We start from the raw sequence: 13,703 nt of genomic DNA, 5'->3' as shown, positions 1-13,703 counted from the left end.
AACCTTGAAAGGATAGGTTTGAGAGCATGGGTTGAAACATGAGTTTGGAAAAATGGCTTTGAGCCCTTCGCATTATTGCGCTCTGCTGCCTCCAAGCTTGCACCGGCATCAGCAGCAGGCTTGGCAGTTTGCTGGGCGCGTCTACCGCGCCCCGGGTATCGAGCCCTGCTTGTTAGCCTTGCAGGACCAACACGGTCTGAGCGTTAATCTCACTCTGTGTCTGCTGTATAGCTGGTGGGTCGGGCGCGCCGTTGATCTTATCGCAGGGCGGTATTGTCTTGAGCAGCATGGCGAGGAGCTGGCGCGCTTTCGCGCTATGCGACGTGGCTGTAAGGAGCAACTAAGCCAATTGGCGTATCTGGGCTTATTAGCGCAGGAGCTGCAGCTTGAGCAAGCGCTGCAGGGGCACCTGCTCAGCGCGCTGCTAAGTGGTGAGCATAAGGTCGCGGCAGACGATGCGCTGGCGGAGTACTTAAGCGTGCACCGCGCTCAGCTCGAGCAACTAAAAAATGCAGCCCTAATGACCGCTGTATAGGGTTTGGTATAGGCCGGGCTGAGCTAATAACTGCTGGTGCTCACCACTTTGGCTGACCCTACCGTCATCCAGCACATAGATGATATCGGCCTGACGAATTGCGCTCAGGCGATGGGCGATAATCAAGGTGGTGCGCTGTTTGAGGAACTGCCGTAGATTATAGTGTAGCCGGGCCTCGGTTTGGGTATCCAGCGCAGAGGTAGCCTCATCGAGGATCACCACCTTGGGATTGCTCAAAACCATACGGGCAATTGCCATTCGTTGCTTCTGCCCGCCGGAGAGGCGGATGCCATTGCGCCCCACCTGCGCCTCCAGCCCTTGCTCTAGCTCGCGCACTGTGTCGCCAAGCTCGGCCATGTCTAACGCTTGCCATATCTCTTGGTCATCATGGTTGGCACCAAGGCAAAGATTGTCGCGCACTGAGGCATTGAACAGTATCGGTTGCTGTAACACCGTGGCGACGTTGCTGCGAATACAGCCATAACCGATCTTCTCAATGGGCTCGCCGTTGAACCTTATGCTGCCGCGATCGGCCTGATACAGCCCTAACAGTAAGTTCACCATGGTGGACTTGCCACCGCCACTGACCGCTACCAAGGCAACCCGCCTGCCTGCGGGCACCTCCAAGTTAACCTGCTGCAGCACTGGTGATTCAGGGTTGTAGGAGAAGTCGACATCGCGCAGGCTGATTGCCACATCGCCTTCACTAGCGAAGGGGTTGACCTGATTAGGGTAGTGGGGCTCGGGCTGCATGGCGAACAGCTGATTGAGGCGAGTCAATGCGGCATTGGCTGCAAAATAGCTGTACTGCATGTTCAGTAGCTCTTGCACCGGCCCCATCATAAACCACAGGTAGCCAAACACTGCGAAGATCTGCCCTACGGTCAGATCGGAGAACACCACCATCAGCATGGCGATGGCGCGGAAGGCCTCGAATCCGACTAAGAACACGGTAAAGCTAAGTCGGTTGGCGGCGTCGGTCTTCCATTGTGAGTCGATAGCGCGCTGTTTAAGCTCGTTGGCTGCGCTTACCACCTCTTTAAAGTAGTGCTTCTCGCGCTGAGCGCTACGCAGTTGCTGGATGTTATCCAGAGTTTCGATCAGCGCCAATTGAAAGGCTTCAAAGGCGGCATTTTCTTTGCGCTTGAGCTCTTTCACCCGCTTGCCAAAGCTTTGGGAGAAGTACACCACCGCTGGATTCAGCAGTAAAATCACCAGCCCCAGTTGCCAGTTAAGCCACAGCAAGATGGCCGCGGTGCCAATCACCGTGAGGATCGCCACCACAAACTTGGAGATACTCTCACTGATAAACTTATCCAAGGTTTCCACATCAGTGATACAGCGAGCGCTGATCCCACCCGAGCCTTGGGTCTCATATTCGCGCAGTTGTACCTTGGGGAGGTAGTCGACCAGATCGCGGCGGATCTCAAAACAGATCTGTTTGCCGATAATGGTGAACTGACGGTTTTGCAGCACCCCCAGCACTGTGCTGGCCAAGCGCAGCAGAAAGACCAAGAACAGTACCGACAGAATGTAGCCGGTGGGGCCATGCCATGCGCTGGGTAAGATCTTATCAAGGGCTGCCAGTGCGGGGCCGGGTTGCTCGAGCAACACTTCATCGACCAACAGTGGCATCAGTAGCGGCGTGGGAACACTGGCCAAGGTGGCGAAAATCGCAATCACCTGCGCCAGTAACAAGGGACGTTTATTGGAGAAGATCAGCTGGCGGATCTTCTGCCAGCTGTATGCTTGTGGCGTCATGCCGGTGATTCCTCCTGGACTGCCAAGCGAGATAGCAACGCTGAATTCCTAAGCTACCATACATTCCGCATACGGGGTGGCTTAGGGGATGGCGCAGTTGCGTGACTACTCCTGATCGAGGTCTTCTGGCTTGACCTTCATACGGCGAATTGGCGCTTCACCCATATCGGTGCCAGCAGCGAAGGTTTTATTGCGCTTGGCGGGTTTAGCTGCGCCTGCTTTCTTCGGCCCTTGCTTGGCCTTCTTCCAAGGCTGAGGCTTGCTCTTGTTGGCCTTACGCTTTGGTGCCAGACCTTTAAAACTGGCAGCCAGACCTTCAATCTCAGAAAACTCGGGTTTGCCTTCGAGCATGCTTTCCAGCGTTTTGAAGCTGTACCAGTCTTTAGGGCCAACCAAGGAGAAGGCCTGCCCCTGATTGCCGGCGCGTCCGGTACGGCCGATACGATGCACGTACTCTTCCACATGTTTTGGCATATCGAAGTTGATAACGTGGGAAACCTGCACAATGTCCAATCCGCGCGAGGCCAAGTCGGTGGTAAACAGCACCTTGGACTGGCCGCGGGCAAAGCCATCCATAATCTGATTGCGCTGACCTTGGTTCAGATCGGCGTTGAGTGCGGCGCTGTCGATGCCTTGCTGGTTAAACAACTCAGCCAGACGCTGGGTGTCGGCGCGGGTGGCGGTGAACACGATGGCCTGGTTAAGCTCAGGCTGCTTGAGCAGCTCAGCGAGTTGCTTCTCTTTGTGCTCAACATTATCGCTTAGGTAGAAGCGCTGGCTAATGTCTTGGTGCACTGCGAAGCCAAAGCCCACCGCGATACGCTCGGGTGCTTGCAGCAGACCCTGTGCGATATCCTGCACTTGCGGGTCGTCCATGGTCGCGGAGAACATCATGGTTTGGCGCTTGCGGTGACTGGCTGCGCGGTTGATATGGTTGATTTGCGCGGCAAAGCCCAAATCCAGCATACGGTCTGCTTCATCCAGAATCAGCAGCTCCAGCCCTTCCAGATACAAGTGGCGCTTGCTCAGATGATCGGCCAAACGACCCGGAGTGGCCACCACAACATGGGGATCTTTGGCCAGCGCTTTGCGTTGGTCGTTAAAGTTCTCACCGCCGGTGATCAGGGTAGCTTTAAACGAGGTATTCGCCAGCAGGGTGCGTACCTGAGCAAATACCTGCTTGGCCAGCTCGCGGGTTGGCGCCAGCACTACACAGCGTGGATCTCGCTTGGACAGGGCGCGCTGTTTAAGCAGGCGCTGCACTGCCGGTAGCAGGTAGGCCAGGGTCTTGCCTGAGCCAGTCTTAGAGGAAGCCATTAGGTCTTTGCCAGCCATCGCTGCCGGAATGGCAAGGCGCTGGATTTCAGTCGCGTTATCAAACCCTAGGTGGCCGAGGGTGGAAAGTAGGCGTCGATCAAGTCCGAATTGGCTAAATGGCAAGGTGCTTCTCTCTTGTAGCTGATAGTTAACAGGCGGCGATTATACTCAGACCTGCTGCAATAGCGAGCAATTCCGGTGCTGGCCGCGGTTTAACGCGCTAATCACCCACCACCAAGTTTCGCCCGGCTTCCTTGGCATTGTAGAGCAGCTCATCAGCATGGTGAAGCTGCCCTTCCAGGTGCTCGCTCAAGTCGTTGGTCACCCCGATGCTCACGGTGATGGTGAGCTGTTGGCCGTTGTAGTCACAGTGGCTATCGGCGATCTGATTACGGAAGGCATCGAGCAGTTGGTAGGCTTGGTCGTTGCTTAGCCCAGCCATCGCGACACTGAACTCTTCGCCGCCGGTGCGACCAAACACAAACTTGCCCAAACAGCGCTTCAGGATTTGCGCAAAGTGTTTTAGCACCGCATCGCCGGCCTCATGGCCGTGTTGGTCGTTGAATAGTTTGAACTTGTCGATATCCATGACCGCCACTGCCAGTTGGGTTTGCTTACTTTCGGCTTGCTCGTAAAGTTCACGGGCCCGTTCGATAAAGAAGCGGCGGTTGGGGATCTCGGTCAGGTAGTCTTGATAGGCGGCTTTTTCCAGCTCTTCTAGCATACTCAGGGTATTCAGGTTGTGGCTGACCCGGCACTGAAACTCTTCCACCGAGAAGGGCTTGTGCAGGAAGTCGTCGGCGCCGTTTTTAATGAACTTGCTGGAGACGATGACATTGTCGGCTGAAGAGAGCCCAAGGATCGACAGGCGCCGCGTGGCCATCTCGTGGCGAATGGTTTGCACCAGTTGATAGCCATCCATCTCCGGCATCTGATAGTCGGTAATTAACAGCTTGATCTCCGGGTCATCGCGCAGGGCTTGCAGTGCTATCGCGCCGTTCTCGGCCTCGATCACTTGGTAGAGGTGGCGGTTGAGTTGGCCAACGATATATTTGCGGGCGCTACGCGAGTCTTCGGCGACCAGCACCTTTACATTGCGGTTTTGATAGAGCTGGTTGAGTAGGTCCATTGCCAGCTCGTAAGAGTAGCGCCCCTCCTTGAGCACATAGTCGACCACGCCCTTGAGGATGAGCTCACCCTGATTTTTTTCATTGAACGAACCCGAAAGCACCACGGTGGGTAGGCCTTGTTCGAGCAAGAAGTCGATAAGCTCGCCGTTGGGTGAATCCGGCAGGCTGTAATCGGACAAGGCGGCAAAGTACTGATCTGGCGCACTCAAATACAGCTGCTTGGCTTGTTCAAAGCTGGAAGCAAACACGGGCTTTAGGTGGGTGAGGCGGCCACTGACGTGGCGAATGATCTTCAGAACGGTGGCGCTGTCATCGACTATCAGCACTTGGAGCATAACGTATTCCTTCTACTGCACTTGGCTAAGTGTAGAGCATCCTTGCAAACTCAAATGGTGAAGATAGACGGCTGGGGGCAAAACGCAAACGTGGATGATACTGCTCCAAATCCCTACATATTTTGTGGGCATCTTCTCTGCCACGATGGCTAAGCGCTACCTGCCACTTGGCTGGCTTTCGGTATAGTATGTTGGAATTACTCAGAATTTTTGTGGGATGAGCATGTATTGGACAGAGTTTGCCACCGTGGCCTTGGTGCACTTGTTGGCGGTGGCCTCGCCCGGGCCTGATTTCGCGGTGGTGCTGCGAAACGGCGTTACTCAAGGGCGGCAAGCCGCGATGCTAACTTCCATCGGCGTCGGCTGCGCCATCTTTATCCATGTGCTGTACTCGGTGCTGGGGATCGGCCTTATCGTAGCCAACTCCTTATGGCTGTTTAATCTGGTGAAGCTGGTGGGGGCGGGGTATCTGATTTACATCGGGATTATGTCGCTCAGAGCCGGGGCGCGTAGTCAGCAGGATATTGAGCTCGATGGCGGCAATGCCATGACCCCTCGGCAAGCCTTTATCAACGGTTTTCTGACCAATGGTACCAATCCAAAGGCCCTGCTGTTCTTCCTTTCACTGTTCTCGGTGGTGATCAGCCACGACACGCCGATCGCGGTGCAGTTCGCCTATGGTGTGTACATGATGGTGGCAACCGCACTGTGGTTTATGCTGTTGTCTTACCTGCTGACAACGCAGCGGGTGCGCAGGCAATTTTTGAAGGTGGGTCACTGGTTTGAACGCACCATGGGGCTCGCCTTGCTAGGCTTGGGAATTCGTCTGCTATTTAGCGGTCATAAGTAATGCCTAAACGTTAGGTGGCCTTCACAGGAGTGGATGAGATGACACAGCCAGCAACAGAGGTAAGCAATACCAAGCGGTGGGCATGGTGGAAAACCGTATTGCTGGTGGTGGTCGGCCTGCTCGCTGTCTATTTGCTGCTTGCCTTAGTCGCTGTGCCTACCCTTGGCCGCTCGCAGGCAGAGAAGCAGCTGAGTGCGCAACTCGGAACACCTGCCCGTCTTGGATCGCTATCCTTTCATCCTTTTAAACTCAGTGCCCAGTTAAGCGAGCTGGAGCTGGGCAGCGCAGAGGACCCATTGCTCTCGTTGCAGGCCGCCAGAGTCGACCTAGCGCTATCGTCAGTATTCGAGCGTGCATGGCTGGTCACCGCGATAGAGCTTGAACGCCTGCATGTGCATGTGAGCGTAGACGAGCAAGGGCTACTTAATTGGCAAAAGCTCGCCCCGTTTCAAGCGCCTGCGGATTCATCGCCAAACGAGGCTGAGCAGCCTGCCGATAGCGGGCTACCGCGCTTTACCCTCAGCAATACTCGCCTGATTGATGCCCAAGTAGACTATCGCGACGCGCGCAGTGATAAGTCGCTGAGCCTGGATCCGATCAATCTCGAGATCAGCGAGCTGAGTAGCTACCTGGCTGCCGAAGACCAGCAGCATCGGTTGGATATGAGTTTTAGCAGTGGTGGAGAGTTGCATTGGCTGGGGCGCTTAGACCTGATCGATAGCCACTTAGAAGGCGCGCTGAGCCTCAAGCAGATCACTCTGAGCCCGTTGGTACAGTTGGTCGAACTGCCGGTGGATATCCAGTTGCAGCAAGGCAAGTTGGATCTGGACTTGGCGCTGGAGCTCGATTTTGCCGAGGAGGTTGCGCTTAAACTCGCCGGTGAGCAACTGACGCTTGCCGATCTGCAGTTAGCCATTGAGCAGCAGCCATGGCTAAGTCAGGAGCGACTCAGCGTTAGCGGCTTGGCATTCGATTTAGCGCAGCAACAGCTCTCCGTTTCCTCTATCGACTCCGAGGGCTTATCACTATGGCTAGCTCTGGATGGCGAGCAGCAGCTATTGCCGCTTGCGACGCTTCAGCCGGAATCATCGGTACAGCAACCCTCTCCAGAACCGGAACCTGCTGAGTCAGCTTGGCGCTGGAGCATTGAGCAAGTAGCTATCGCCAATGCAAAGCTGCGCTTTGATGAGCAGTTCTCTGGCGAGCCAGTTCAACACCAGCTGCTGCTAGAATCCCTGCAAGCTGGCGCGATTGACTCTCAGTTGCAGGCCTTCGATAGCCGGCTAAGTCTCTCTATTGCAAGCGGTGGACGCTTAGACTTTGCCGGACAAGTTGACCCTTCCGGCCAATCCTTGGCCTTGGCTGGCGAGATTGATCAGCTCAATCTGGGCCTGCTTAACCGCTACCTCAGCCCCTATCTGGAGATATCGCTCCAGTCGGCGCTGTTCTCGGCCACCCCTGAGCTAACGCTGAGCTGGGCGGAGCCGCTCAGCTATCAGTTAGCTGGTGGTTATCAGTTGGGGCAGCTGAAGATTATTGACCAGCGTGACCAAAGTGAATTGCTAGCTTGGAACAGCTTAGATGTGCCTTCTCTGGAGGTGGACTCGCAAACTCGGCTTATTCGCATCGCCAGTAGCCAGCTGGATGCGCCCGCCATGCAGATAGAGATCCGCCCCGATTTCAGCACCAACTTGCAAGGTCTTGTGAAGCCCTCCAGTAGCGCTGGCGATAGCTCAGCCAACAGCGAGCAGCAGGCGAGCCAAGGTGAAGATAGCGAGTCCGCGCCTTGGACCATTGAGCTGGCGGGCTTGAGCCTGAAGGATGGTCAGGTGGACTTTGCTGACTACACCCTTGAGCCGAACTTTCAAACCGAAATCCAACGGGTTAATGGACAACTTGGCGCCTTGAGTAACCGCCCGGATAGCTCGGCCGAGCTGCAGCTTAGCGGGCAGGTGGATGGCTACGCGCCGGTTGCCTTCCAAGGCACAGCCGCGCCGTTTGCCGAGCAGTTGCAGTTTGATAGTGCGCTTAGCTTTGAACACCTGGAGCTGACCCGACTGAATGCCTACTCCGGCACCTACGCGGGCTATGTGATTGAGCGGGGCCAGTTGTCGTTGGACCTGGGCTATCAGGTGGAGCAAGGCCAGCTTAATGGCGACAATCGCATCGTCATCGAGCAGCTTAAGCTGGGCAAGCGCATTCAAAGCGAGAAGGCCACCAGTTTGCCGCTGGAGCTGGCGGTAGCCCTGCTCGAGGATGACCAAGGGGTGATTGACCTCGGCCTGCAGGTCAATGGCGATATCAACGACCCTAGCTTCGATGTCAGCGCGCTGATCGGCAAGGCCATTGGCAGCGCCATTACCAAGCTGATTACCTCGCCCTTTTCCATTATTGCCAGCTTGGTGGGAACCGACGACAATCTCAGCCAAGTAAGCTTTGCCCCGGGCAGCAGCGAGCTAACAGCTGCGCAGAGCCAGCGCATAGCCTCGCTAGCGAAAGGCATCCAGCAGCGCCCGTCAGTCAAGCTAGGCCTGCAAGGCTATGTTGACCCGGTCGGCGAGGCTGAGGCGATCAAGCTGCAACTGCTTAGCGAACAACTGCTTAGCGATCAAAAGCTTAGTGATCAACAGCAAGGTGCTGGCGAATCTGAGCCCGCAGTGGCATTAATCGGCTTGGATGAGATCCTCGCCGAGCCCTCGCTGCAAACCGCGCTCGAACAAGCCTACCTCGAGGCGGTCCCCGCGGAGCAAGCCACTGAAGCTTACCAACAATTGCGCCAACAGCTGCAGGCTGAGGATCGCTTAGCCGCGCTGGACGAGGAGTTACTGGGTTTGCGCTACCAAACGCTGATGGACATCCAGCAAGTGGATGAGCCGCGCTATAAGGCGCTGGCAGAGGCGCGCGCCGATGCGGTGAAGCAGGCCTTGCTGGAGCAGGGGATCGAGTTGGAGCGGGTGTTTGTTGAACGGGTCGACCGGCAGAGCGCCCAAGGCGAGCCGTCGGTGGAGCTATCGATACTCGCGAATTAGCTCTTTTGCCTTTTCGCAAGAGCGCGTCAATTAATATGCGGTGGCACAGGTTGTTGGCCACCGCATCTACTGAGCTAGTCCAACTCTTGTTTAGCGCTGCCCACCAACTGTTTATGCAGGTAAGAAAGGCCTAGCAGGCTCAGGCCCATGCCCAAGAACGACGCCACCCGCAGCAGCCCGGTGAGCCCTTCCATATCGACTAAGAACAACTTGCCGATGGTCAGCAGTAGCTGTGCCAGACCAAACTGATACACCGCCTTCAGCTGATAGCGATGTCCCAGCAAGATGGCGGCAATGGCCAGCAGCAACCACATCAGCGAGAAGCTATACACCTCAGCGCTGGAAATCGGCAGATCCCAGCGTACGCTGCCCTGCCATAGATGATGCAATGCGATGTTCAGCCACAGCCAGATTGTTGCTGCTGCCGCATACCAACAGTAGTTGCGCCATGGGCGGTGGAGCTGTCCACCAAGCGCTAACAACAGGGCCGGCGCGGCAAAGCTTAGGGTGCTTAGGTTAAACAGCGGCCAGCTGCCCACGTTCTGCCACAGCCAAGGTAAGTTATAGGTCAGCGCCATCAGCAACAGCGTGTAGTTGGCGGCAGCAGCGACCAACAGCACCACGGCATAGCCTTGGTAGTAGCGGCGCAGTTTGCCCGCCAGATGGCTACGGTATTGATAAACCAGCGCCAGTGCGCCAAACAGCAGCATGTTCAAGCTGGCCTCGGTGGCGCTGTAGCTGGGTTGGAACAGATCGCCGCTGTGCAACAGATAGCGCAGCGCAGCCCACAGGCTGAGCGTGAGCAGGTGGATCATCGCTCCTTCGCTCCAAGCCTTAAGCTGCTGATAACGAGTCAGCTGTCTGCCCGCCAACACGCATAGCGCGGTAGCGGCAAAGCCATTGAGTAGCAGCCATAGCGATTGCTTATCGAGTTCAAACAGCAGTGGGTGCAAGCTTAGGCGGCCAACCACCAGCGTTAGCAGCACTTTATAGGCCCGGGCCAATTGCGGCAGACGGAAGCGTTTGATGGTGGCGGCCAGCGCCCATAGCTGCAAGCTCAGGGCGAAGGTGAGGCCGGTGCTATCTAGCAGCCAGCTCACGCTCAGCGCATAACAAAAATGCCCGGCCAGCGACACGCTGATCGCCAGACTGCGCCACTCGCGCCGCCCGGCAACCCGAGAGAGCAAGGCGAAGTTTAGCAAGCCAACCAGCAAGGTGATCACCACCCACGGCATATTGCCAGCCCACAGTGACGTGCTGAGATTGGGCCGCAGCAGGTAACCGCTTAGCAGTAACAGCGGAGTACTGAAAAACGCCAAGCTGGCCCACAAGGCTTTGGCGCGGCAGTGCTTGAGGCTGTAGCCCGCCGCGGCAAACACTAAGGCTGCCAAGGCCAAGCCGCTGTAATGCCAGGCACTTAACCCCGCTTGTTTCAGCGGTAGCATGCTTAGGCTATCCACATCAAACTGACGCGCCAGCAATACCGCCAATAGACCCAACAGGTACAGCCATGGGTAGTAGCTGAGCCGCTCTTGGCGGCTGCTAGCCCACAACAGCAGCGCCATTAATGGTAACCAGCTCCAGCTGGCGGGGCCGCTTAGGCTGACCGTAAGCAGGCTTAGGCATTGGGCTAGCACCAACAAGCCAAAGGAGAAGGCTTGGATCTCACGCGGCTCGCGACCCGGTTTTACCAGCCTGAGCAGCGCCGCTTTGTAGGGGAAGCGCTTGTCTGGATAGCACAGCACTTGGCCAAGTGTCCAATCGCCGCTGGGGAAGGCCAGCAGCAGATAGCCAAGCACCGCCAGGTAGGTGGATTGCAGCAGCACCAGCGTCGGTGTGTTAGCCGCATCAACAATGCTCAGGCCAAACCACAGTAATGCGCCCGCTAGCGCACCGTACCAGAGCCAATCGCGGAACACATAGCGCAGCACGCCCAAGGCGCTGATGCTTACCAGCAGGCTGTAGCCAAAGGCCATCGGCCAGTTAGACTCGCTGGCACCCAGCACGAGCGGCACCAGATAGGCCCCAAGTATGCCCAGCCCGGCCAGTGGCGGACCGTAGAACAGTGCCAGCCACATGGTGGCGACGGCGGTTACCGCCAAAAGCGCGAAGCTTAGCCATTCGGGAATTAAGTGATAGAGGTGTTGGGCGGAGAGAACACTGGCGAAGATACACAGGCTAGCCCCGCCGGCTAAAGCGCCAAGGGCGACCGGTACATCAGGTAGCGTGCGCTGACGCAACTTGATGGCAACGCCATGCAGCAACAAGCCCATTGCTGCGCCTATGCTCACGCGAGCGGCAGGGGAGAGTAAGCCCTCTTCGATGGAATAGCGCACCATAAAAATCCCCGCCAAGGCCACGCACAGGCCACCACTCCAGGCCATCCAGAAACGCTTTAGGTGCTGGATAATCGGGGATTCGGTAGGCGCTGCCCACGCGCTTGCGGGCTCCGACTGCGGCGTGTCATCGGCAGTGGTCACGCTCGCCGGTTGGGCCGGCGCTGCGTTATCGGAAGAAGGCTCGCTGGTAGTCACGGACTCGATTTTCTCGCTTGCCCTTTCTGCCGCGGGCGCTATCTGTGCAGTTACAGTGTCCGTAGGCGCTGGCACCGCTTCAGGCTCAGACTGGGAATCGCTTTGCTCTGCTACAGGGGCTGTGCGCTGTTGCGAGATTTGACGCTGCAGGGCTTCGACTTGCTGCTCCAGCTGCACTTGCCGCTGTTTAAGGCTGCGGATTGACGAGCCAGCGTTGCTGGCCATCACGATGGCAATTATCGGCAGTACCAGCACCGCCAAACCTATCATCACCACAATTTCCACGATAAGGTCCTTTTAGAATTCAGTGCGTTGACTATAACGGAGCTAAGCCGCTGTTTACAGAGACCTTTTGAATTACTAAGACGATTAACAAAAAGAGAGCAACAAAAAAAGGCACCCGAAGGTGCCTCAAAAGCAAGAGAGCTAAGGAATAGTTTTAGGCTTGCTCAAGCTCTGACGCTTCTGCGTCATCTTCACCACGACCTTTCATGGTGCTGATCATCAGGCCAGTGATAACCAAGGTGGTAACGATGCCGGCGATGGTTGATACGTTCATCGGCAGACCGAAGCCTTGTGAGCTTGAGTTCAGGATGAAGGTCACCACTACTGTGCTCATAAACATCGCTGGCAGGGTAGTAATCCAGTGCAGCTTGTTGTGGCGCAGCAGGTAGGCTGAGGCAGTCCACAGCATCATTACCGCAGTCAGCTGGTTCGCAAAGCCGAAGTAGCGCCAGATAATCCCGAAGTCTACCTGAGTCAGGATGGCACCTACGGTGAATACCGGTACTGCGATGGCCAGACGGTTCTTCACTTTGGTCTGCTTCATGTTGAAGTATTCAGCCAGAATCAGACGGGTTGAACGGAACGCGGTGTCGCCAGAGGTGATTGGCAGGATAACCACACCCAAGAAGGCGATGATGCCACCGAATACACCCAGCAGGCCGAATGACGCGTCGTATACCACTTTACCCGGGCCACCGTCAGCAACCGCAGCAGCCAGAGAGTCAACGCTGCCGAAGAAAGACAGAGCGATGGCACACCAAATCAGGGCGATAACACCTTCACCGATCATTGCACCGTAGAACACGAAGCGACCGTTCTTCTCGTTTTCCATGCAGCGCGCCATCAGTGGAGACTGAGTCGCGTGGAAACCAGAGATAGCACCACAAGCGATGGTGATGAACAGAGCAGGCCATAGTGGCATGTCGTTCGGGTTCATGTTGCTAAACATTTGGCTTGGCTCGAAGCCGGCCAGTACTTGGTGATCCGCCGAGAAGGCAATCGCAGTGATCAGGCCAACCGACATAAAGATAAGCAGCGCGCCGAAGAACGGATAGAAGCGGCCAATCACTTTATCGATAGGTACGATGGTGGCAACCACGTAGTAGGCGAAGATAATGGTTACCATGCTACCCAAGGCAACAGTCAGCTCGGTTTGCGAGTTGATCAGGTTAGTAATCATGCCCGCTGGCGCCGACACAAACACCACACCCACCAACAACAATAGAACGACAGCAAACACATTCATAAAGTGGCGAGCAGCTGGGCCGAGGTAACGACCAGCCAGTGCCGGAACAGACGCACCGCCGTTACGCACTGACAGCATGCCAGAGAAGTAGTCGTGGGTTGCGCCGGCGAAGATACAACCGATTACAATCCACAGCATCGCCGCTGGGCCGTACAAGGCACCCATGATTGGGCCGAAGATCGGGCCAACACCAGCGATGTTAAGAAGTTGAATAAGGTAAACACGTTTTTGCGACATTGGCAGGTAGTCAACACCGTCTTGCTTAGCGTAAGCCGGGGTTTGACGGTTTTCGTTGATGCCAAAGACTTTCTCGACGAACGCGCCGTAGATGAAGTAGCCACCAATCAAGGCTGCTACGCAAGTTAGGAACCAGATCATGTTGCTGTCTCTCTGTTTTTGGTAGGGGTACTTAAATCTGGGGGCGATTGTAACGAGCTCAGCACTTGCTCTCATTTGATCACTCGCTGAGCGGTGCTATCGAGACCTAAGTGGTCGAAATAGCCAGTAAGTGGTAGTGATTTATTTGTTACTAAAATTTAAGGATTTGAGCGGGATCACAAAGCAGCGAGTGACAGCGATAGACCGGTGTTGCGGGGCGTGTTTGAGGTAGTTGGGAAATGTGTTCAAAGATTCAGGGCAGCCCGCTGGTGGCTGCCCTGTTTAAAGCGAAACTTAGGCGAG

General features: G+C 56.1%; 8 protein-coding genes. 3 read left to right on the top strand and 5 right to left on the bottom strand.

Annotated elements, in window-relative coordinates:
• Positions 1-58 precede the first annotated feature (58 nt).
• A complete protein-coding gene (locus G462_RS0103125) occupies positions 59-535 on the top strand; it encodes a DUF2390 domain-containing protein (protein ID WP_169720130.1) in 477 nt (158 codons plus the stop codon).
• Here G462_RS0103125 and G462_RS0103120 read toward each other — a convergent pair.
• The 3 genes from G462_RS0103120 to G462_RS0103110 all read right to left on the bottom strand — a co-directional run bounded on the left by G462_RS0103120 (position 518) and on the right by G462_RS0103110 (position 5,078).
• On the bottom strand, positions 518-2,296 hold the full coding sequence (locus G462_RS0103120; protein ID WP_026957688.1) for an ABC transporter ATP-binding protein: 1,779 nt from the start codon (positions 2,294-2,296) through the stop codon (positions 518-520). The genes G462_RS0103125 and G462_RS0103120 overlap by 18 nt on opposite strands.
• Before the next feature lie 105 nt (positions 2,297-2,401).
• Positions 2,402-3,736, bottom strand: a complete 1,335-nt coding sequence (locus G462_RS0103115; RefSeq protein WP_026957687.1) for a DEAD/DEAH box helicase — start codon at positions 3,734-3,736, stop codon at positions 2,402-2,404.
• A 97-nt stretch (positions 3,737-3,833) separates the two neighbouring features.
• Complete coding sequence (locus tag G462_RS0103110) at positions 3,834-5,078, bottom strand: diguanylate cyclase (RefSeq protein WP_026957686.1); 1,245 nt, start codon at positions 5,076-5,078, stop codon at positions 3,834-3,836.
• A gap of 223 nt (positions 5,079-5,301) precedes the next feature.
• On the opposite strand from G462_RS0103110, the gene G462_RS0103105 reads away from it, so the two are divergent.
• Positions 5,302-5,928, top strand: a complete 627-nt coding sequence (locus tag G462_RS0103105) for a LysE family translocator (protein ID WP_026957685.1) — start codon at positions 5,302-5,304, stop codon at positions 5,926-5,928.
• Positions 5,929-5,966: 38 nt separating this feature from the next.
• Positions 5,967-8,957 carry a DUF748 domain-containing protein gene (locus G462_RS0103100; protein ID WP_026957684.1) on the top strand — a complete coding sequence of 997 codons (2,991 nt, stop codon included), beginning with the start codon at positions 5,967-5,969 and terminating at the stop codon, positions 8,955-8,957.
• A gap of 74 nt (positions 8,958-9,031) precedes the next feature.
• Here the strand turns inward: G462_RS0103100 and G462_RS0103095 are convergent, their stop codons facing one another.
• A complete protein-coding gene (locus G462_RS0103095; protein ID WP_026957683.1) occupies positions 9,032-11,776 on the bottom strand; it encodes a DUF2339 domain-containing protein in 2,745 nt (914 codons plus the stop codon).
• Positions 11,777-11,930: 154 nt separating this feature from the next.
• Positions 11,931-13,400, bottom strand: coding sequence for a carbon starvation CstA family protein (locus G462_RS0103090; RefSeq protein ID WP_026957682.1), 1,470 nt, complete (start codon positions 13,398-13,400; stop codon positions 11,931-11,933).
• Between the last annotated feature and the right edge of the window lie 303 nt (positions 13,401-13,703).

This window comes from Aliagarivorans taiwanensis DSM 22990, from assembly GCF_000429505.1.
Taxonomy (GTDB): Bacteria; Pseudomonadota; Gammaproteobacteria; order Enterobacterales; family Celerinatantimonadaceae; genus Aliagarivorans; species Aliagarivorans taiwanensis.
The sequence above is the reverse complement of the archived record's forward strand: the minus strand, read 5'-3'. Positions and strand labels throughout refer to the sequence as shown.